We start from the raw sequence: 21,487 nt of genomic DNA on the forward strand, positions 1-21,487 counted from the left end.
GGGCCAAAGAGCCCGATCGGTTCAGGCTCGACCCGTCACACCACATCCCGGGACCGTACACCTAGGGTCCGCTAGCGCTGGCGGTGGGCCCGTTGGCCAGGAGCCGGGGAGGTGGGGCGATGCTGGATCACCTGCAGCGCATGGGACGCTACAATCGCTGGGCGAACCGCCGGCTCTATGCGGCCTGCGCAGCGCTCGAGCCGGGCGAGTTCGAGAAGGCCCGGCCCGCCTTCTTCCGCTCGATCAGCGGGACGCTCAACCATCTGCTGGTGACCGACCGGATCTGGCTCGACCGGCTCCTGGGCCGGCCCCATGGCGGCCAGCGCGTGGACGACCAGCCCTTCCCGCAACTGGCGCCGCTGCAGGCCGCGCGCGAGGCGCTGGACGAGGAGATCGTGGAGGCGACCCACACGTTCACGCAAGCGCGACTCGACGGCATCATCGCCTATCGGATGATGACCAGCCCGACCGAGCGGCGGGTGCCGGGCTTGCTGTGCTGGATGCATCTGTTCAATCATCAGGCACACCATCGCGGCCAGGTCCACGACCAGATGAGCCAGACCAGTACGCCCCCGCCGTCTTTGGACCTGATCTATTTCGTCTACGAGGAGCTGGCGTGACGGGCGGGCACTTGGCCGCCATCTCGCTCCTGGTGGCCGCGGCCGTGCTCCTGCCGGACAAAAGCACCATCGCCGCCGAGCGGCCGTCGGTGGACGGCTGGCCCGGCTTCGCGGTGGGGCGGGTGAACATCCGGGGCGGCGGCTTCTGCACCGCCACCCTGATCGGCCCGCACCGGGCGGTGACCGCGGCCCGCTGCCTGCGGGACGGCGCCTCCGCCTGGTACGGGGTGGACCGGATCGTGGTCGAGCTGGCGCCGCATCGGGCGACCCGTAAGGGCCATGCCCCGGTCACGGCGTTCCAGCCCGCACCCGGCCTGGTTTTCCTGCCGGACGGCAGGCCGGAGGATCCGGCGCGGGACTGGGCGGTGCTGGAGCTGGGCGAGACAGGCCCGCGTGATCCGGGCGTGCAGCCGGTGGGCCTGGCCTCGCCGGCCGAGCGGGCGATGCTGCGCCCGGGCAGCCTCCTGAGCCTGGTCGCCTATACCAGCCAGCGCCCCTACGTGGCGACCCTGGCCGATGGCTGCCGGGTCCAGGAGGTGCGCGGCCAGCCGCAGGTGGTCCTGCACGACTGCGCGGCCAGTGCTGCCGTGGCCGGTGCGGCAGTGCTGGCCGAGACCGGAGAGGGGACCGTGCTGGTCGGCATCCAGGTCGGCACGGGCGCCCTGAATGGCAAGCCGGTGGGCGTGGCAGCGCTCCTGGAACGGCGAATCGAGCCGGCGGCCCTGCTGGGCAGTGCCGCCGGCCCCTGAACCCGCCTCCCGGGACTGCCTTATCGCCTCAGGCGGCCTTGAGCGGCTTGTACTTGATCCGGTGCGGCTGGTCGGCGTCGTGGCCCAGCCGCTTCTTCCGGTCCGCCTCGTACTCGCCGTAATTGCCCTCGAACCAGACGACCTGGCTATCGCCCTCGAACGCCATGATGTGGGTGCAGATCCGGTCCAGGAACCAGCGATCGTGGCTGATCACCACGGCACAGCCGGCAAAGTCCAGGAGCGCGTCCTCCAGTGCCCGCAGCGTGTCGACGTCGAGATCGTTGGTCGGCTCGTCGAGCAGCAGGACGTTGGCGCCGCTGTTGAGCAGCTTGGCCATGTGCACACGGTTGCGCTCACCGCCAGAGAGCACGCCGACCTTCTTCTGCTGGTCGCCGCCCTTGAAGTTGAACGCCGCCACGTAGGAACGGCTGTTCATGGTGCGCTTGCCGAACTCGATCACGTCCAGCCCATCGGCGATCTCCTCCCAGACGGTCTTGTTCGGGTCGAGCGCGTCGCGGCTCTGGTCGACATAGCCGAGCTTGACGGTCTCGCCGATCCGGATGCTGCCCGCATCGGGCTTCTCCGTGCCGACCATCATCCGGAACAACGTGGTCTTGCCCGCGCCGTTCGGCCCGATGATCCCGACAATGCCGCCGGGCGGCAGGCTGAACGACAGGTTGTCGATCAGCAGCTGGTCGCCGAAGCCCTTGCTGATCCCATCCGCCTCGATCACCACGCCGCCCAGGCGGGGGCCCGGCGGGATCATGATCTGCGCGGTGCCCGGCACCGCCTCGCTGGCCTGGCGCAGCAGGTCCTCATAGGCGGTGATGCGCGCCTTCTGCTTGGCCTGGCGGGCCTTCGGGCTCTGGCCGATCCACTCGGCCTCGCGGGCCAGGGTCTTCTGGCGCGCGACGTCCTCGCGCTCCTCCTGCTCCAGCCGCTTGCGCTTCTGCTCCAGCCAGCCCGAATAGTTGCCCTGGAAGGGGATGCCGCGGCCGCGGTCCAGCTCCAGGATCCAGCCGGCGACATTGTCCAGGAAGTAGCGGTCGTGGGTGATCGCCACGACGGTGCCCTTGTATTCCTGGAGGAACCGCTCCAGCCAAGCCACTGATTCGGCGTCCAGATGGTTGGTTGGCTCGTCGAGCAGCAGGAGGTCGGGCTGGCTCAGCAGCAGGCGGCACAGCGCCACGCGGCGGCGCTCGCCACCCGAGAGCTTGGTGACGTCCGCATCGCCCGGCGGGCAGCGCAGCGCGTCCATGGCGATGTCCACGGCGCGCTGGAGGTTCCAGCCGTCCACCGCGTCGATCTTCTCCTGGAGCTCGCCCTGCTCGGCCAGCACCTCGTTCATCTCGTCGTCGGTGAGCTCCTCGGCAAAGCGCGCCGAGACCGCATCGAACCGGTCCATCAGCGCCTTGGTCTCGCCCACGCCCTCCAGCACGTTGTCCAGGACGTTCTTGTCCGGGTCGAGCTGCGGCTCCTGGGCGAGGTAGCCGACCTTGGCCCCCTCGGCGAGCATCGCATCGCCGTTCACGTCCTGATCGATCCCGGCCATGATCCGCAGCAGGGTCGACTTGCCCGCGCCGTTGACGCCGAGCACGCCGATCTTCGCACCCGGCAGGAACGCCAACGTGACATTCTCGAGGATCTTCTTGCCGCCTGGAAAGATCTTCGAGAGATTCCGCATCACGTAGACGTATTGGTAGGATGCCATGCACCACTCCGGTTGAGAAACGCACTGGAAGGGGAGTTCGCGAACGCGCGCGCCGTCTACCATGTGGTGTCGCAGGGCGGAAGGTGAAGCGCTTCCGCTAGTTCGCTGTGGCTTGTTCGCGTTCTAAGTTGGCGGGAGGAAGCCATACCGATCTGCAAGGAACCAATGCCGATGACAGCCCCGGCGACGGCGGAGGATAAACGCATCCTGGTGGTGGATGACGAGCCCAACATCGTGATGTCGCTGGAATTCCTGCTGCGCAAGGCAGGTTTCCAGGTGGAGACCGCGCGCAACGGCCGCGAGGCGCTGGACGCGCTGGATCGCGAGCCGCCCGACCTGCTCCTCCTGGACGTGATGATGCCGGAGTTCGACGGCTATGCGGTGTGCGAGCGCATCCGGCAGGACCAGCGCTGGGACCGCACGCGGATCGTCATGCTGACGGCGCGGGGGCGGGAGTCCGAGCGGGCGCGCGGCCTGGCGCTGGGCGCCGACGACTATGTGACCAAGCCCTTCTCGACCCGGGTGCTGGTCGAGCAGGTGCGCACCCTCCTGGGCGTGGCCTGAACCCTTGCCTTACGTGCCGCCCAGCCGTGATCCGCTGGCCCGGGCGGCCCGCACCCAGCGGGCCGGACGGCGGATGGTCGCGATCGCCATCGTCACCTTCCTCCTGCTGACGGCGCCAGTGTTCGAGCTGGTGGACCGGCTGGCGCCGGGATGGCTGCCGGCCTGGATCGCCCTCGTCGTGCTGGCGGCCATCATTCTGGTCGCCAGGACGGCGGAGCGGGCGCCCGAGCCTGCCGTCACCGAGCAGACGCCGGAGCCGCCGGCATGATCGGGCAGATGCTGTTCGTCCCGCTCCTGGCGCTGGTCTATCTGGCCTGCCTGTTCATGATCGCCGCCTATGGCGACCGCGCCGCACGGCTCGGCCGGCGCCTGGGCGGGCCCTGGATCTACACGCTGAGCTTAGGCGTGTACTGCACCACCGCGTCCTATTACGGCGGCGTCGGCATCGCCATGGAAGCGGGGCTGGCCTTCCTGCCGATCTACCTGGGCCCGGTGATCGCGATGTTCCTGAGCCCGCTGGTCCTCTACAAGATGCTGAGGATCGCCAAGGCCTACCACATCACCTCGATCGCCGACTTCCTGGCGGCGCGCTACGGCAAGCGCTCCAAGCTCGGCATTCTGGTGAGCTGCATCGCGCTGATCGGGGTCGCCCCGGCCATCGCGGTGCAGCTCAAGAGCATCGCCGTTTCGATCAACCTCCTGCGCTCGGGCAGCGTGCATGACGCGCCCGCTCTCGCCAACGATACGGCGCTCTATGTCGCGCTGGGCCTGGCGGCGTTCACCATCCTGTTCGGTACCCGCCAGGTCGACGCCACGGAGCGGCACCAGGGCATGGTGCTGGCGGTGGCGTTCGAGAGCGCGGTGAAGCTCGTGGTGATGCTGGCCGTGGGCGGCTACGTCGTGTTCTGGCTCTATGCCGGGCCCGCCGACCTCTCCGCCAGGGCCGAGGCGGCCGGGCTCGACCGGCTGCTGACCTTCGACGGCACCGGCATGTCCGGCACGGACTGGCTCCTCATGGCCCTGGTCGGCGGGCTGGGCTTCTTGTTCCTGCCCCGCCAGTTCCAGGTGGCCGTGGTCGAGAACCAGGATCCCGGCCATCTGACCCGCGCGTCCTGGGCACTGCCCGCCTATCTCCTGCTCTTCCTGCTGTTCGTCCTGCCGATCGCGGTGGCCGGAATCCTCCAGGAGGTGCCGGTACCCGACCTGACCATCCTGCAACTGCCGATCGACCATGGTGCCTACGCGCTCGCGGTGGCGGTGTTCCTGGGCGGGCTGTCCGCAGCCGCGGCAATGGTCGTGGTCGAGACCATCGCGCTCGCGACGATCGTGAGCAACGACCTGGTCCTGCCCTTCCTCCTGCGCACGGGCTGGCTCAGTGTCGCCGCCTCGGCCGATCCGAGCCGGCTGGTACTCCTGATCCGCCGCCTTGCCATCGTCCTGATCGTGCTGGGCGGCTATCTGTTCTTCCGCCTGGTCGGCGCCCACCTGACGTTCATCGAGTTCGGCATGCTCAGCCTGCTCGCAGCCGCCCAGTTCGGCCCGCCCATCCTGATCGGAATGTACTGGCGCGATGCCAACTGGATCGGCGCCATGATCGGGTTGTGCCTGGGCTTCGCGGTGTGGTGCTACACGCTGCTCCTGCCGGCCTTCGTCACGGCGGGGTTCGGCGGCGAGGAACTGCTGGCCCGCGGCCCGTTCGGCATCGACCTGCTCAGCCCGCACAGCCTGCTGGGCTTCCGGGCCCTGACCCCCACCGGCCACGCGATCTTTTGGTCGCTGCTGCTGAACGTCCTGGGGCTGGTGCTGGGCTCGCTGCTCGGCCACGCGACCGGGCTGGACCGCACCCAGGCCGAGATGTTCGTGGATGTCTGGTCGCGGGCGGACGCCACCCGGATGTGGCGCGGCGAGGTGCGGATCCGCGACCTGCGCGACATGCTCCAGCGATTCATAGGGCCGGAGCGGACCGCCGAGCTGTTCGCAGCCGATGCCCGGCGCCTCGGGGTGCGCCTGCCGCTGGAGGGCCGCGCCGATGCCCGGCTGGTCCAGACCGCCGAGCGCCAGCTCGCCCGCGCCGTCGGCTCGGCCTCGGCCCGGGCATTGATCGGCTCGATGGTCAAGAGCGAGAGCATCGGCTCGCGCAACGTCATGGAGATCCTGGACGAGACCTCCCAGCTCATCCGCTATTCGCGCGAGCTGGAGCGCAAGTCGAGCGAGCTTGAGCGGGCGACCCAGGAGCTGCGGGAAGCCAACCGGCGCCTGCGCGAGGTCGACCGGATGAAGGACGACTTCATGGCCACCGTCAGCCACGAGCTGCGCACGCCGCTCACCTCGATCCGTGCCTTTTCCGAGATCGTGCGCGACAATCCCGAGCTCACCGAGGAGGAGCGCGAGAACTTCCTGGGCGTGGTGACCCGCGAGACCGAGCGCCTGACCCGGCTCATCAACGACATCCTGGACCTGTCCAAGATCGAATCCGGGCGGATGCAGTGGCGCAGCGCGGCCGTGTCCCTGGCGACCGCCGTGCGCGACGCGGTGGACAGCGTCACCCCGCTGCTGGACGAGCGCAAGGTCAACCTGACCCTGGATCTGGGCCGCCACGACCTCGCCGTGCAGGCCGACCCGGACCGGCTGGAGCAGGTGCTGATCAACCTGATCAGCAATGCCTGCAAGTTCGTGGCGGTGGGCAAAGGCCGGATCCAGGTCGTGATCGTCGAGACGGGTGATCAGGTCGAGCTGCGGGTGGAGGATGACGGGCCGGGCGTGCCGCCGGGGGAGCGTGAGGCGATCTTCGGCAAGTTCATCCAGCTCGGCGACCGGCTGACCGCCAAGCCCGAGGGCACCGGCCTCGGCCTGTCGATCAGCCGGCAGATCGTGGAGGCGTTCGGCGGCACGCTGCGGGTCGAGACATCCCGGCTCGGTGGTGCCGCCTTCGTCGCCACGCTCAAGGCCGCCAAGCCGGCCGTCGACGCGGCCGACGCCGCCGAGTAGCCGGTCAGGCGGCGGCCGGCACCGTGCCGGCCAGCGACCGGCCGATCTGCTTGGCCACCTCGACCGCTTGGCTGCGGATGTCCGGCACCGACGTGATCTCCCAGAACGCGCCGCGCACCACCGGCCCCACCCCGAACAGGCCCGGCACGACCTGGCCGGCAGCGTCGATCATCATGCTGCTGGTGGTGCAGTCCAGGCCGAGCCTGGCGCTGTCCGCCCGCACCGTGCCCGACGCCAGCAACTGGCGGATCAGCGGGTCGTCCACGGCGGCGAGATCGACGGCGGTGCCGGTGCAGTTGATCACCCGCTGCACTTCCAGGGCGAGGCTCGCGGAAGCCCCGCGCGGCCGATAGGTGGCCAGCGCCCCGCAGGACCATGGCCCGGACGGTTCGAGCGCCTCCAGCCGGCCGGCATGGAGCACGAGCCGGCCCTCGGCCTGCAGCCGGTGGATCCGCTCGGCGACGTCGGGGGCGGCGCGATGACGGTGGACGTCCCACCAGGGCCGCAGGTGGCGCACGAAGCGGCGTCGGTCGGCGGGGCTCAGTTCCTGCCACAGGAGCTGGCTGTGCGGGCGCAGCGCGTCGATCACCGACCGCCAGCCGAAGCCCGCGATCTCTGCCCGGGTGATCTCGCGGCGCACCGCGCGGGTCAGGCTCACCAGGGAGCGGCGGTCCTCCGCATCGAGAAGGAGGTCGGCATAGACCGGTGCCGGCGCATGGGTGCGCGGCAGCAGGCCGCGCCGGGACAGGACGTGGACGGTGCTGCGAAAGCCGCGGTCGACCAGCCGCAGCACCACGTCGATCATGGTCAGGCCGCTGCCCAGCAGCAGCACCGGATGGTCCCGGTCGATCTCCTCCACCGCCTCCGGCTGCCAGGGATTATCGACGCAGCCGGCATAGGGCAGGGGGGCCGGCGGGAAGTTGCCGGTCGCCAGCACGGCGATGTCGGTTTCCAGCGAGCGCCCGTTCCGGGTCGCCAGATGCCAGCGTGAGCCGTGGCGCACCAGCCGGGTCGCCTGGTCGTTCAGGATGGTGAGCCGGTCGGCATGCCGGCCGGCGCGCAGCACGGCGGCCAGCTGGTCGCGCACATAGCGGCCATAGAGCCCGCGCTGGACGAAGGTGCCGGCGGCACCCGCCTTCGCACCCTGCCGGCGCTCGTCGGCCGGTAGGCGGTCCAGCCAGCGCAGCAGGTGCAGGGGCTCGTCCGGAAAGGCGCTCATGTTCTCGGCGCGCACGTTCAGGAGATGGCTGGGCTCGGCGGTGGCGAACGCCACCCCGCGACCGAGCTGCCGCTCCCGCTCGATCAGGACCACCCGGTCGTCGCCGCGAAGATGCTGCAGGAGATGGATCGCGCAGATCGTGCCGCTGAAGCCGCCGCCGATCACCGCGACGGTGCGGCCGGCGCCGCTCCGGGCTGCCATTCGCCGTCCCATGGCTGGTGCTCCCTGTTATTGCCTGGATGGGCCGGGCGAGGGCGGTGGCGGGTGACGCCGGCCCTCCCGGCTCCATCGGCATGGTCGTTGCCGGAGCACAGCATGAGATAAATTCGATAGAAATTATAAGCTATTTTTGCGCAGCCACTGCTGGGCCGCCCGAGCGCCAGCCGCGACAGTCAGATCGCGAAATCCCCCACCGTCGTCGCCGCCGGACCCACATGGTCACGCATCTGCGCCAGCGTGGTCCGGTCCAGGACCTCGGCCATCGCATCTCGCACGCTCTGCATCAGGATGCGCACCTCGCAGGCCTCGACGTCCCGGCAGTCGTCACAGGGCTGGTTGCCCTTGCGCCGGGCGCACGGGATCGGCGCGATCGGCCCGTCCAGGGTGCGCACCACATAGCCCATCCGGATCTCGGCAGCGGGGCGGGCCAGCATGAAGCCGCCGCCCGGCCCCTTCTTGCTGCGCACGAAGCCTGCCTTGCGCAGGTCCAGCAGGATGGTGTCCAGGAAGGCTTTGGGGATTCCGTTCGCTTCCGCGATCTCGGCTGCCTGGGTCGACTTTCCTTCCGGCAGCTTTGCCAGATGGACCATGGCCTTCAGGCCGTACTTGCCCTTGTTGGTGAGCACGCTCGTTCCAGAAACGGCGGCTTGCCGCCAAAACCATAATTTCGGTCAAGTAACTCGAATGCCATCCACACATCAATGGCCGCAGGCGCGGCGCGGCCGAATGGGTGGGCGATGGGGCCGGATCACGGCATGGCCGCCGGTATTGTTGACAAAAATGATTGTCTATATCAGCTTCGGCCGACGAAGGGGCTGGCGCGGTAAGGAGCGGCAGGCGGCCCCCGCTGGAACAACCCGCGCGGCCAGCGGTGCCCGCGCGGCAAAAGGAGAGGCGAGATGACCAAGCTCAGCCGGCGTCACGCGACGGGCGCGCTGGTGGCCGGGGGTGCTGCCCTGCTGGCGCCGTTCGCCACGGTCCGGCCCGCCCGGGCCGCCACCGAGATCCTCAACGTTTCCTATGACCCCACGCGCGAGCTCTACCAGGAGTTCAACCAGGCCTTCGCCAACGCCTGGCAGGAGCAGGCGGGCGAGGAGGTCACGGTGCGCGCCTCGCATGGCGGCTCCGGCAAGCAGGCCCGCGCGGTGATCGACGGGCTGGATGCCGATGTGGTCACCCTGGCGCTGGCCGGCGACATCGATGCCATCGCCGAGCACGGCGGCATGATCGCCAAGGACTGGCAACAGCGCCTGCCCCACAACAGCACGCCCTACACCTCGACCATCGTGTTCCTGGTGCGCAAGGGCAATCCCAAGGGGCTGAAGGACTGGGGCGACCTGGTCAGGGACGACGTCCAGGTCATCACCCCCAATCCCAAGACCTCCGGCGGGGCGCGCTGGAACTATCTGGCCGCCTGGGCCTGGGCAGAGCGGCAGCCGGGCGGCGACGCCGCCAAGGCAGAGCAATTCGTGGCCGAGCTGTTCCGCCACGTGCCGGTCCTGGACACGGGTGCGCGCGGCTCCACCACGACCTTCGTCCAGCGCCGGCAGGGCGACGTGCTGCTGGCCTGGGAGAACGAGGCGTTCCTGTCGCTCGCCGAGTTCGGCGCCGACAAGTTCGAGATCGTGGTGCCCACGCTCAGCATCCTGGCCGAGCCGCCGGTCGCGGTGGTGGATGGGGTGGTGGACGCCAAGGGCACGCGCAAGGTGGCCGAGGCCTACCTGAACTATCTCTACGCCCCCGAAGGCCAGCGGATCGCCGCCAAGAATTATTACCGCCCGCGCGAGCCGCGCCATGCCGCGCCCGAGGACATTGCGCGCTTCCCCGAGCTGGAGCTCGTCACCATCGACGAGGCCTTCGGCGGGTGGGCCAAGGCGCAGCCTTTGCATTTCGGCAATGGCGGCGTGTTCGACCGCATCTACGGGCGCGGCTGAACCGCCCCCACCCGCGGGTGGCCGAGGTGCCTATGCGCCTCCGGGACCCGGCCGCTCCGCCTGCTCTTCCCGCTCCGCGGCAAAGCCTTCCGCGATGCTCTCCCTGGCCTCCGCGTGATCGGCCTCGGTCGGCTCGTCCTGGGCCGGCGCCTGCGCCTGCTCGGCGTCCGGATCGAAGCGCAGGCGGACCAGCACGGGGAAATGGTCCGAGCCGACATGGCCCAGCACCTTCAGCTCGACCAGGCGGAAGCAGGTGTCGTGGAACACGTGGTCGAGCGGCCAGCGGGCGAACCAGTAGTCCGCGTGGAAGGTGGGGTAGAGGCCGCGCCCGACCCGCGGGTCCAGCAGCCCGCTGATCCGCTGGAACAGCCTTGTGGTGTGCGACCAGGCGACGTCGTTCAGGTCGCCGCAGACGATGGTGGGGCCGCCGTCCTTGGCCACCTGCTCGGCCACCATCAGGAGTTCGGCGTCGCGCTGCTCCACGTCGTTGTCCACCTGCGGCGGCTCGGGATGGACGCAGTGCAGGTGCACGAGCTGGCCGGAGCGCAGCCGGACCATCGCGGAGATCGACGGGATGTCCTCTGAGACCCGGTCCTGGACCGTCACCTCGGACAGCGGCAGGCGGGAATAGAGCAGCATGCCGTAGGTGTTGTCCAAGGGGTGCAGCACCCGGTGCGGATAGACCGTCTCCAGCGGGGCGAGCTGCTCCTGCCACCAGCGGTCGGTCTCCACCACCAGCACCAGGTCCGGGTCGTGCCGGCGGACCTCGGCAAGGAACCGCTCGGCCTCGCGGTTGGTCTGCAGGATGTTGGCGATCAGGACGCTGACCATCCGGTCCGAGCCGTCCGCCACCGCGTCCTGCACCTGCCGGGGTGCGAGCCGCGTATAGCGCCAGATCTGGGCGAGCTGCCAAGCCAGGCAGGCGAGCGTGGCGACCAGGATCAGCACGCCCGCCGGTGCCAGCTCCAGCAGCACGAGCTCGGCCACCGCCATGACCGCCAGCCACACGGACAGCTGCAGGCGCGGATAGTCCCACACCCGCACCCACCATTTGGGTGTGCGCCAGAGCGGCAGCACCGTCAGCGCGATCGGCACGAGTGCCAGCGTCCGCACGAGCCAGTCCAGCCATGCCATCGCGCGATATTGCCTCCGAAGGTCGTGCGCCATGCGTATCCGGCACGGCGGAAGAACACCACTGTCCCGCGATGGTTCAGGGTGCGGCGCAGACGATCCGCAGCGGCTGTGCCGAGATCGCCAAGCTCGGCGCCGTCGCGGCCACCGGGTCGCCGTCGAGCTGGAGATGGTCCGCTGCCGCCAGCTCCCAGCTCGCCGTGCGCAGGTGGCGCACGCCCGGCCAGCGATGGAGCTGGCCGGTCGCCAGCGCCAGTGCATAGCCCAGTGCGGCCAGCCGGCCCGGCCGCTCGAACAGCACCAGATGCAGGTGGGGCTCGTCGAGCCTGGCACCCGCGGCACAGACGAAGGACCCGCCATAAAGGCGGCAGCGCGCCGCGATCGCCGACACGGCATGGTGCCGGACGCCGTCGACGTACAGCTCGTGATGGACCGGCTGCCAGCGCCACCACAGCTTGGCCGCGGCCAGCAGGTAGGCGAACTGGCCCAGCCGGCGCTTGGCCGCGGGCGAGACGGCCGCCACCACCGCCGCGTCGAAGCCGATCCCGGCCATCAGGAGAAAGGCGCGCCCGTTCGCCAGGCCCGGCCAGACCTGGGCGTAGCGGCCGTCCGCCACCATGCGCGCGACTTGGCCGGGCGACCCCCCGATGCCGAGCTCGCGCGCCAGCACGTTGACCGTGCCGGTCGGCAGGATGGCCAGTGGCAGGTCGCTGCCGAGCAGGCCGTTGGCGACCTCGTTGATCGTGCCGTCGCCGCCGGCGGCCACCAGCACGTCCGGCCGGTCCGGGCCTGCCGCTGCCTGCCTCGCCAGCAGCTCGGCATCGCCAGCACCGGCGGTGGCCAGAATCTTCACCGCGATGCCTTGCGCTTCCAGCAACGCCGCCAGCGCCGCCACCGTGGCCCTGCGCCGCCGGCCGGCCGTAGGGTTGTGGATCACCTGCACCCGCGCCACGCGCGGCAGCGTGCCGGTGGGGGCCAAGCTCATGCCGGCCGCTCCGGGGGCATGGGGCCGGGGGCTTCGATCGCGGGCCGGGCTGGGATCATGGGCCGGGCAGCGCCAGGATGGTGGAGGCCATAGCCTGGAAGATGCGCGCTGCCGGCGCTTCGGTACAGGCCCTTGCCGGGCCGTCAGCCGACCGGTGCGTCGAAGTCCAGTTCCGGGCCACGCGGGACGATCCCGGTCGGGTTGATGGTCCGGTGGCTCTCGTAATAATGGCGCTTGGCGTGGGTCAGGTTGGTGGTCCGGCGGATCTCCTCCATCTGGTAGAGGCGCCGCGTATAGGCCCACAGCCGCGGGTACTCGACCAGCCGGCGGATGTTGCACTTGAAGTGCCCGACATAGACCGTGTCGAACCGGAACAGGGTCGGGAACAGCCTGATGTCCGCCTCGGTCAGGCGCTCGCCGCACAAATAGGGGCCGTCGGCCAGCCGCTCCTCCAGCCAGTCCAGCGTCTCGAACAACGGCCCCACCGCCTCGTCATAGGCGCGCTGCGAGGTGGCGAAGCCCGCCCGGTACACGCCGTTGTTGACGTTCGGGTAGATCCGCTCGTTCAGTCGGTCGATCTCCGCCTCCAGCTCCGCCGGCACATAGTCGCCGGGCCTGGCGCCCACGCCGTCGAAGGCGCGGTTGAACATGCGGATGATCTCGGACGATTCGTTGCTGACGATCGTGTTGCGCTGCTTGTCCCACAATAGCGGCACGGTGACCCGGCCGGTGAAGTGCGGGTCGGCCCGGGTATAGAGCTCGTGCAGGTAGCGGGCGTTCTGGAGCGGGTCCGGCACCACGCCTTCGCCCGGCTCGAAGGTCCAGCCGTTCTCGGCCATCCGCCAGTGGGTCACCGACAGGCCGATCATCTTCTCCAGCCCCTTGAGCGAGCGCAGGATCAGGGTGCGGTGCGCCCAGGGGCAGGCATAGGAGACATAGAGATGGTAGCGGCCGGGCTCGGCTGCGAAGCCGCCCTCGCCGCTGGGCCCAGGCGAGCCGTCGGCGGTGACCCAGTTGCGGAACGAGGCGTTCTCGCGCCGGAACTCGCCGCCGGTGCTGGCGGTGTCATACCACTGGTCCTTCCAGAACCCGTCGACCAGCTGCCCCATGTTCCCTGCCTCCGGCCTGCTTGGCGGCTACGGTTCGAGCGCCGCGCGGTAGTTCTGGTGGATACGCCTGCGGGTATCCTCCGGTTCCTGGAGCACCGCGCGGGCCAGGGCTCTCAGGTCGCGCCGCGTGGCGTAGAGCTGGTCGACCAGCGACAGGATGACCGGCAGGCTGTCCTCCTCGACCGCCAGCTCGTCGGCGAGCTGGCAGACCAGGCGGATGCGGGCGACGTCCAGCTCGTCGAAGGTCGGGCCCGTGAGGTCGCGGCGTGGCACGACCCAGCCGCGCTCGACCCACAGCCTGAGGCGGACGATCCCGACCTCCCGGACCTCGGCCAGCACCTCCTCCTCGGTGAGCCGCATCATGACCTCCCAAGATCGCTGCGCGGATCATAGCGATGCGTGGCCCGCCACTTCTCCATGAAGGCGGCCAGCTCGTCGTCGACCGGCTTGGGCAGCACCACCTTGAGGACGATCCGCTGGTCGCCGGTGACACCGCCCGCCGCCATGCCCTTGCCGCGCAGGCGCAAGACGTCACCGGTGCTGGCCCCCTTCGGCACGGTCACGTTGACGCGCCCGGTGACGGTCGGCACCTCCACCTTGCCGCCCAGCACCGCCTCGTCGAGCGTGATCGGCAGCTCCATGACGATGTCGTTGCCTTCCAGCCGGAACAGGGGGTGGGGGCGCACGCTCACCTCGATCAGCGCATCGCCGGGCGGGCCGCCGCCGATCCCGGGCTCGCCCTTGCCGGCCAGGCGCAGGATGCCGCCGTCGCGCATGCCGGGCGGGATGGTGACGTCGAGCGTCTGGCCGTCCGGCAGGGTGATGCGCTGCCGGCCGCCGTTCACCGCGTCCAGGAAGGCGACGTCCAGCCGGTAATGGGCGTCCCGCCCGCGCGCCCGGAAGCCGCCACCACCGCCGCGGCCGGCCCGGCCGAACAGGTCGGCGAACACATCGCCCAGGTCGTCCATGTCCTCGAAGCCGCCATGGCCGCCATAGCGCCCGCCGGGCCCGGCTTCGGCATAGTGGCGATAGCTGCGCTGCTGCGGCCGCTCCATGCCGCTGGCATCGATCTCGCCCCGGTCGAAGCGCGCGCGCTTGTCCGGGTCGCTCAGCAGGTCATAGGCGCTCGAGACCTCCTTGAACCGCTCCTCCGCCTGCCGGTTGCCGGGGTTGAGGTCGGGATGCAGCTCCTTGGCGAGCCGGCGATAGGCCTTGCGGATGTCGTCCTGGCTGGCGTCCTTCGCCACGCCCAGTGCCTGGTATGGGTCCATCGGCTGAGACCGCGCCTCCTCGATGCTGGTCGTGCCATGCTGCCTGCTGTTCGAGTGGCGATTCGCGCGCACTCTTGCAAGTGCGCGATCATGCCGGGGGCACCCGTCATCTGCGCTTGGAACCGGCTTCGTTGCGGCTGGTTCAGATGCCGCACCTGCACGAGATGGCCGTCACAGGGCCGGCTTTGCGTGCGGCGCCCGCCAGGAGCCGGAGCCTCTGGCGCGGCCGGGCCCGGGCAGGCGGGGCTTTTGTGTGCGACGAACATTCAGGAGAACCGCATTGAACAAGGGCGCCAGGATCAAGGAAGGTCTGCCGTTTCCCAAAGGCGCCACCTGGGATGGCAAGGGCGTCAACTTCGCGCTCTTCTCCGCACATGCGAGCAAGGTGGAGCTCTGCCTGTTCGACGCCACCGGCAAGGAGACCGAGCGGTTCGAGCTGCCGGAATATACCGACCAGATCTTCCACGGCTACTTGCCGGACGTGCGCCCGGGCGACCTCTACGGCTACCGGGTGCACGGCCCGTACGAGCCGGAAGCCGGCCACCGGTTCAATCCGAACAAGCTGCTCCTGGACCCGTATGCGCGCGGCTATTCCGGCGAGCTCAAGTGGGACCCGGCCTGCTTCGGCTACCAGATGGAGACCGGCGACGACCTGACCTTCGACGAGCGCGACAGCGCCCCGTTCGTGCCGAAATGCGTGGTGGTCGATCCGAACTTCGACTGGAAGGGCGAGCCGCAGCGGCAATACGTGCCCTGGGATCGCACGGTCATCTACGAGACCCACGTCAAGGGCTTCACCAAGCTCCATCCCGACGTGCCGAGGAAGCTGCGCGGCACCTATGCCGGGTTCGGCAACCGCAAGGTGCTGGACTACCTGAAGTCGCTGGGCGTCACCTCGATCGAGCTCCTGCCGATCCACGTGTTCCTGGACGACAGCTACCTGATCGACAAGGGGCTCAGGAACTACTGGGGCTACAACACGATCGGCTTCTTCGCGCCGGACCCGCGCTATGCGTGGGAGGACGAGCAGACGCTGCGCGAGGTCAAGGAAATGGTGGCCCGCTGCCATGAGGCGGGCCTCGAGGTCATCCTGGACGTGGTTTACAACCACACCGCCGAGGGCAACGAGAAGGGCCCGACCCTGTCGTTCAAGGGCATCGACAACGCCAGCTACTACCGGCTGCTGCCTGACCAGAAGCGCTACTACATCAACGACACCGGCACCGGGAACACGGTCAACCTGAGCCATCCGCGCGTCTTGCAGATGGTCACCGATTCCCTGCGCTACTGGGTGCAGGAGATCCATGTCGACGGGTTCCGCTTCGATCTCGGCACCATCCTGGCGCGCGAGCCCAACGGCTTCGACAACCAGAGCGGCTTCCTGAAGGCCTGCAGCCAGGACCCGCTGCTCGCCACTGTGAAGCTGATCGCGGAGCCCTGGGACTGCGGGCCGGGCGGCTACCAGGTGGGCGGCTTCCCGCCGGGCTGGGCCGAGTGGAACGACCAGTTCCGCGACACGGTGCGCGACTTCTGGCGGGGCGAGGCGGCGGCGACCGAGCTGGCACCGCGCCTGTGCGCGTCGCGCGACATGTTCGACCATCAGGGGCGGCGGCCCTGGGCCAGCGTGAACTTCATCACCGCCCATGACGGCTTCACCCTGAACGACATGGTTTCCTACAACGACAAGCACAACGAGGCGAACGGCGAGGACAACAACGACGGCCACTCGCACAACCGCTCCTGGAACTGCGGCGAGGAGGGGCCGACCGAGGATCCCGACATCAACGCGCTGCGCGAGCGGCAGATGCGCAACTTCCTGGCCACGCTGCTGCTCTCCCAGGGTACGCCCATGCTCCTGGCCGGCGACGAGTTCGCCCGGACCCAGAAGGGCAACAACAACGCCTACTGCCAGGACAACGAGATCAGCTGGGTCGACTGGAACATCGACGACCGCGGCAAGAAGCTGATCAAGTTCGTCCAGAGGCTGACCAAGCTGCGCCGCGACTACCCGATCCTGCGCCGCAACCGGTTCCTGACCGGGCATTATGACGAGGAACTGGACGTCAAGGACGTCACCTGGATCAACGCCAACGGCTCGGAGATGCAGGAGGAGGACTGGACGAACGGCAACACCAAGTGCTTCGGCATGATGGTGGACGGAAGGGCGCGCGCGACTGGCCTGCGCAAGCGCGGCGAGGACGCCTCCTTGCTGATCGTGTTCAACGGCTACCACGACCTGGTGGAGTTCACGCTCCCGGCCTGCGCCGGCGGCGATACCTGGGAGCTGCTGGTCGACACCAATCTCGACGAGCTTCCTGAGGAGTGCACCTACGCCACCGGCGACGTCTACGGGGTGACCGGGCGTTCGCTGCTCCTGTTCGCCTTCCAGCTGGATCAGGCCTCAGCATGACCCGAACGGAACCGACCCTGCAGCGCATCCACCGGATGCCGCACGGGGCTGAGCTGCAGGACGACGGGCAGGTGCGGTTCCGCCTCTGGGCGCCGGCGCACCAGCGGATCGAGCTGGTCCTGGACGAGGGGACGCCGGTGCCGATGGCGGCCGCTGCGGATGGCTGGCATGAGCTGGTGACCGCGGCGGGTGCTGGCACGAGCTACCGCTTCGCCCTGCCGGACGGGATGCGTGTGCCGGACCCGGCCTCGCGCTACCAGCCGGACGACGTGCATGGGGCCAGCCAGGTGATCGACCCGGGCAGCCATCGCTGGACGGACGGCGGGTGGCGCGGGCGGCCGTGGCACGAGGCGGTGATCTACGAGCTACATGTCGGCACCTTCACCCAAGAAGGCACCTTCGTGGCCGCGATCGACCGCCTGGACCATCTGGTCGAGCTGGGGGTGACCGCGATCGAGCTGATGCCGATCGGCGATTTCCCGGGCGGGCGCAACTGGGGCTATGACGGCGCCTATCTCTATGCGCCCGATGCCAGCTATGGCCATCCGGACGATCTCAAGCGCCTGGTCGAGGCGGCCCATGCCAGGGGCCTGATGGTGCTGCTGGACGTGGTCTACAACCATTTCGGCCCGGATGGTAACTACCTCTCGACCTATGCGCCGGGCTTCTTCACCGAGCGGCACCACACGCCCTGGGGTGCCGCGATCAACTATGACGGCGAGCACAGCCGGCCGGTGCGCGACTTCGTCGTGCACAACGCGCTCTATTGGCTGGAGGAGTTCCACCTGGACGGGCTGCGCCTGGACGCGGTCCATGCGATCATCGACGACAGCCAGGAGCACCTGCTGGACGAGCTGGCCCGGCGGGTGGTGGAGAGCTTTCCCGACCGGCATGTCCACCTGATCCTGGAGAACGAGGAGAACGAGGCCAGCCGCCTGGGCGACCGGGTTGCCCAGTGGAACGACGACCTCCATCACGTCCTGCACACCGCCGCCACCGGCGAGGGCGACGCCTATTATGCGGAATATCTGGGCGACACCTCGATGCTCGCCCGGGCGATCGCCGAGGGCTTCGCCTTCCAGGGCGGGATGATGGGCTATCGCGAGCGCTCCCGCGGCGAGCCCAGCGCCCATCTGCCGCCCACCTGCTTCGTGGGCTTCGTGCAGAACCACGACCAGATCGGCAACCGGGCGTTCGGCGACCGGCTGGGCAGCGTCGCCAGCCTGCCAGCGCTGAAGGCGGTGGCGGCGGTATGCCACCTGCTGCCGCAGATCCCGATGCTGTTCATGGGCGAGGAATGGGCGACGCGCCGGCCGTTCACGTTCTTCTGCGACTTCGACGAGGAACTGAGCAAGGCGGTGCGGGAAGGGCGGCTGCGCGAGTTTTCCCGCTTCCCGCAGTTCGCCGACGAGGCGATCCGAAGGACCATCCCCGATCCGACCGCGCCAGCCACCTTCGCGGCCGCCAAGCTCGACTGGTCAGGGCTGGCCGAGCCCGCCCACGCCGACATGCTCGCCTGGTATCGCCGGCTGCTGGCGGCCCGCCATGCCACGGTCGTGCCGCTCCTGCCCCGGATCCGGCGGGGCGGTGAAGCCAGGGAAGTGGGCGAGCTGGCCGTGCAGGTGGTCTGGCAGATCGATGGCGGCGGCCGGCTGGAGCTGGCGGCAAACCTAAAGGACCGGCCACAGCCGGGCTTCACCTCCGATAACGTGGCACCCTTCTGGCAGGAGGGTGCTGCCGAAAAGACCGAGTTCGGGCCGTGGGCGATCCGCTGGACCCATAGGAAAGCCACCGACGCATGACCCTGGGCGCGACCTACCGCCTGCAGTTCCACCCCGAGTTCGGCTTCCGCGACGCAGCCTCGCTCGCCCCCTACCTGGCGAGGCTCGGAGTCAGCCATGTCTATGCGTCGCCCTTCCTCAAGGCGCGCCGGGGCAGCTCCCATGGCTACGACATCATCGACCACAACGAGCTGAACCCGGAGCTCGGCACCACCGCCGACTTCGAGGCGATGTGCCGGACGTTTCGGGACCATGGGCTCGGGCTGATCCTCGACTTCGTGCCGAACCACATGGGGGTAGGCGGCTCGCGCAACCCGTTCTGGCTGGACGTGCTCGCCTGGGGCGCGGACTCCGAATATGCCGGCTGGTTCGACATCGACTGGAGCCCGAACCAGGACTACCTGCAGGGCAAGCTGCTGGTGCCCTTCCTGGGCGACCAGTACGGGGTGGAGCTGGACGCCGGCAAGCTCGTCCTGAAGTTCGACGAGGCCGAAGGCAGCTTCGCGGTCTGGGCCTACGACACCCACGCCTTGCCGATCTGCCCGCTGCACTACAACCGGATCCTGGCCAGGGCCCATCCGGACCTGGAGGAGATCGCCGACGCCTTCAGCGTCGTCAACGAATGGCGCCCGCAGATCGTGCGTCGCGCCGAGCGGCTGAAGCGCGACCTGGCCGAGCTGGTGCGCGACAGTGTCGAGCTGCGCGCGGCCGTCCATGCGGCGGTGTCGCGGCTGAACGGGCGGCCGGGCGAGCCGGATAGCTGGAACACGCTGGATGCGCTGATCCAGGACCAGCACTGGCGTGTGGCCCACTACCGGGTGGCCGGCGACGACATCAACTATCGGCGGTTCTTCAACATCAACAGCCTGGCCGGGCTGCGCATGGAACTGCCCGACCTGTTCGATCATGCCCACCAGCTGGTGTTCCGCCTCATGCGGGAGGGCGTGCTGGACGGGCTGAGGATCGACCATGTCGATGGGCTGTTCGACCCGCGCCAGTATCTGGAGCGCTTGCGGCGCAAGGCGTTCCAGGGCGAGGAGGGACGTTCCTTCTACCTCGTGGTCGAGAAGATCCTCTCGCAGCATGAGAGCCTGCGCGAGGACTGGCCGATCGAAGGCACCACTGGCTACGAATACCTCAACCTGCTCACCGGCGTGCTGGTCGACCCGGCAGGCGAGGAGCCATTCTCTGCCTTCTATACCGGCTTCACCGGGATCGACACGCCGTTCCACGACATCGTCCGGCTCTGCAAGCTGCGGATCATGCAGACCGAGATGGGCAGCGAGCTGAAGGTCCTGGCCCGCGATGCCGCCAGGGTCGCCCGGCAGAACCGCCGCACCGCCGACTTCACCCAGAACATCCTGGAGCAGGCCATCGGCGAGACGATCGCCTGCTTCCCGGTTTACCGCAACTATCTGAGCCTGGATGGCGACTTCTCCGAGGAGGACCAGCGCGACCTCGCCTGGGCGCTGGCCCAGGCGCGCCGTCATCGCGCCGATCTGGACGACAGCGTGTTCGACTTCCTGGACGGGCTCCTGTCCGGCCGGCTGGTGGCAGCACCCGGCAGCGGCTTCAGCCGCTATGCCGCAAGGCGCTGTGCCATGAAGTTCCAGCAGCTCAGCGGGCCGGTGATGGCCAAGGGGCTGGAGGACACCGCCTTCTACCGCTTCAACCGCTTCGTGGCGCTGAACGAGGTGGGCGGCCATCCGGACCGGTTCGGCACGCCGATGGCTGCCTTCCACCGTGCTAACCAGCAGCGGGCGGAGCGCTGGCCGCAGGCCATGCTGTCGAGCGCTACCCATGACACCAAGCGCGGCGAGGACACGCGCGCGCGGCTGGTCGTGCTGTCCGAGCTGCCCGACGAGTGGCAGCGGCAGGTAAGCAGCTGGAGCCGGATCCTGCGCGCCAGGCGCGGCGACGTGGAAGGCAAGGCGCCGCCGGACCGCAACGACGAATACCTGCTCTACCAGCTCCTGGTAGGTGCTTGGCCCATCGAGCTCCTGGATGAGCCGATCGACGCCGAGGCCATGGCCGGCTTCGCCAGGCGGCTGAAGGAGGCGATCACCAAGTCCCTGCGCGAAGCGAAGGTCCATTCGACCTGGGGTGATCCGGACGAGCCGTACGAGGCGGCGATGCTGGGCTTCGTCGACGACGCGCTGGACCCCTCGGCTTCGGCTGCCTTCCTCGATGCGTTCCGGCCGTTCACGCAGAAGGTCGCGGCTCTGGGTGCCAGCAACTCCCTGATCCAGACCGTGCTGAAGCTGACCTCGCCGGGCATGCCCGACATCTACCAGGGCGCGGATCTGTGGGACCTCAGCATGGTCGACCCGGACAACCGCCGGCCGGTCGATTACGGCCTGCGCGCGCGCCGGCTGGACGAGGTGACTGCCATGCTGGAGGCGGACCAGGCGGGTACCCTGCCGCGGCTGCTGGAGGGCTGGCAGGACGGCAGCTTCAAGCTGGCCGCGATCCATCTGCTCCTGGGCGACCGGCAGCTTCGCCCGGACCTGTATGCGGCAGGCAGCTACCGGGGCCTGCCTGCCACGGGTACTGACGGCGAGCGTGTGCTGGCCTTCCTGCGCCGGCATGAGGGGGAGGTGCTGGTGGTGGCCGCCGCCCGCTTCCCAGCGCGCGGGCCGGTGCGGGAGGCGGGGATCGGCGAGCTGGACCTGGCCGACGGGACCAGGCTGCGCTGCCTGTTGACCGGAAGCGAGGTGGCGGTGCAGGGCGGGGAAGCCGACCTGTCCGAGCTGCTCGGGCGGTTGCCGGTGGCGGTCCTGGCCGCGTCGGCCTGAC

17 protein-coding genes are annotated in these 21,487 nt (G+C 69.3%); 9 read left to right on the forward strand and 8 right to left on the reverse strand.

Translation table 11 applies throughout. The annotated features are described in order from the left end of the window. Positions 1-119: 119 nt before the first annotated feature. Both HLA95_RS23375 and HLA95_RS23380 read left to right on the forward strand, forming a co-directional pair. The gene (locus tag HLA95_RS23375; protein ID WP_222184702.1) at positions 120-620 is read left to right on the forward strand and encodes a DinB family protein; all 501 of its coding nucleotides are present in this window, start codon (positions 120-122) and stop codon (positions 618-620) included. Beyond that, positions 617-1,369: a trypsin-like serine peptidase gene (locus HLA95_RS23380; RefSeq protein ID WP_222184704.1), complete on the forward strand. Its 753-nt coding sequence runs from the start codon at positions 617-619 to the stop codon at positions 1,367-1,369. Before HLA95_RS23375 ends, HLA95_RS23380 begins: the two co-directional genes overlap by 4 nt. A 28-nt stretch (positions 1,370-1,397) precedes the next feature. On the opposite strand, the gene ettA is transcribed toward HLA95_RS23380, so the two are convergent. Then, positions 1,398-3,080: an energy-dependent translational throttle protein EttA gene (gene ettA / locus HLA95_RS23385; RefSeq protein ID WP_191061016.1), complete on the reverse strand. Its 1,683-nt coding sequence runs from the start codon at positions 3,078-3,080 to the stop codon at positions 1,398-1,400. Positions 3,081-3,251: 171 nt separating this feature from the next. Between ettA and HLA95_RS23390 the strand changes: the two genes are divergently transcribed. From HLA95_RS23390 to HLA95_RS23400, 3 genes are read left to right on the forward strand one after another with little or no spacing between them, the layout of a single operon-like run. Then, positions 3,252-3,644, forward strand: coding sequence for a response regulator transcription factor (locus tag HLA95_RS23390; protein ID WP_191061015.1), 393 nt, complete (start codon positions 3,252-3,254; stop codon positions 3,642-3,644). Between the two features lie 4 nt (positions 3,645-3,648). Next, positions 3,649-3,912: a hypothetical protein gene (locus tag HLA95_RS23395; RefSeq protein ID WP_222184706.1), complete on the forward strand. Its 264-nt coding sequence runs from the start codon at positions 3,649-3,651 to the stop codon at positions 3,910-3,912. Beyond that, a complete protein-coding gene (locus tag HLA95_RS23400) occupies positions 3,909-6,632 on the forward strand; it encodes a sensor histidine kinase (RefSeq protein WP_222184709.1) in 2,724 nt (907 codons plus the stop codon). Before HLA95_RS23395 ends, HLA95_RS23400 begins: the two co-directional genes overlap by 4 nt. Before the next feature lie 4 nt (positions 6,633-6,636). Here the strand turns inward: HLA95_RS23400 and HLA95_RS23405 are convergent, their stop codons facing one another. Continuing rightward, positions 6,637-8,052: an FAD/NAD(P)-binding protein gene (locus HLA95_RS23405; RefSeq protein WP_222184711.1), complete on the reverse strand. Its 1,416-nt coding sequence runs from the start codon at positions 8,050-8,052 to the stop codon at positions 6,637-6,639. Positions 8,053-8,243: 191 nt separating this feature from the next. After that, a complete protein-coding gene (locus tag HLA95_RS23410; RefSeq protein WP_191061123.1) occupies positions 8,244-8,696 on the reverse strand; it encodes an RrF2 family transcriptional regulator in 453 nt (150 codons plus the stop codon). A 273-nt stretch (positions 8,697-8,969) separates the two neighbouring features. Here HLA95_RS23410 and HLA95_RS23415 point away from each other — a divergent pair, with 273 nt between their 5' ends. Continuing rightward, entirely contained in the window at positions 8,970-10,004 is a 1,035-nt protein-coding gene (locus HLA95_RS23415) for a sulfate ABC transporter substrate-binding protein (RefSeq protein ID WP_191061122.1), read from the forward strand. Positions 10,005-10,034: 30 nt separating this feature from the next. On the opposite strand, the gene HLA95_RS23420 is transcribed toward HLA95_RS23415, so the two are convergent. From HLA95_RS23420 to HLA95_RS23440, 5 genes are all read right to left on the reverse strand, one after another. Continuing rightward, positions 10,035-11,138, reverse strand: coding sequence for an endonuclease/exonuclease/phosphatase family protein (locus tag HLA95_RS23420; RefSeq protein ID WP_191061121.1), 1,104 nt, complete (start codon positions 11,136-11,138; stop codon positions 10,035-10,037). A gap of 76 nt (positions 11,139-11,214) precedes the next feature. Next, a complete protein-coding gene (locus HLA95_RS23425) occupies positions 11,215-12,120 on the reverse strand; it encodes a diacylglycerol/lipid kinase family protein (RefSeq protein WP_222184713.1) in 906 nt (301 codons plus the stop codon). Positions 12,121-12,263: 143 nt separating this feature from the next. Beyond that, positions 12,264-13,229 (reverse strand): glutathione S-transferase family protein, encoded by a 966-nt coding sequence (locus HLA95_RS23430; RefSeq protein WP_191057673.1) that lies wholly within the window; start codon positions 13,227-13,229, stop codon positions 12,264-12,266. A gap of 27 nt (positions 13,230-13,256) precedes the next feature. Beyond that, on the reverse strand, positions 13,257-13,592 hold the full coding sequence (locus HLA95_RS23435; protein WP_222184715.1) for a hypothetical protein: 336 nt from the start codon (positions 13,590-13,592) through the stop codon (positions 13,257-13,259). After that, complete coding sequence (locus tag HLA95_RS23440; protein ID WP_191057674.1) at positions 13,589-14,500, reverse strand: DnaJ C-terminal domain-containing protein; 912 nt, start codon at positions 14,498-14,500, stop codon at positions 13,589-13,591. Before HLA95_RS23440 ends, HLA95_RS23435 begins: the two co-directional genes overlap by 4 nt. Positions 14,501-14,780: 280 nt before the next feature. Between HLA95_RS23440 and glgX the strand changes: the two genes are divergently transcribed. Genes glgX through treY form a run of 3 tightly spaced genes read left to right on the forward strand, consistent with a single transcriptional unit; the run spans position 14,781 to position 21,486 of the window. Further along, the gene (gene glgX / locus HLA95_RS23445) at positions 14,781-16,910 is read left to right on the forward strand and encodes a glycogen debranching protein GlgX (protein WP_223861344.1); all 2,130 of its coding nucleotides are present in this window, start codon (positions 14,781-14,783) and stop codon (positions 16,908-16,910) included. Continuing rightward, complete coding sequence (gene treZ / locus HLA95_RS23450; RefSeq protein WP_223861345.1) at positions 16,907-18,712, forward strand: malto-oligosyltrehalose trehalohydrolase; 1,806 nt, start codon at positions 16,907-16,909, stop codon at positions 18,710-18,712. Before glgX ends, treZ begins: the two co-directional genes overlap by 4 nt. Beyond that, entirely contained in the window at positions 18,709-21,486 is a 2,778-nt protein-coding gene (gene treY, locus HLA95_RS23455; RefSeq protein WP_191057676.1) for a malto-oligosyltrehalose synthase, read from the forward strand. Before treZ ends, treY begins: the two co-directional genes overlap by 4 nt. Position 21,487: the final 1 nt, after the last annotated feature.

The organism is Geminicoccus harenae, assembly GCF_019800005.1.
In the GTDB taxonomy this organism is placed as follows: Bacteria; Pseudomonadota; Alphaproteobacteria; order Geminicoccales; family Geminicoccaceae; genus Geminicoccus; species Geminicoccus harenae.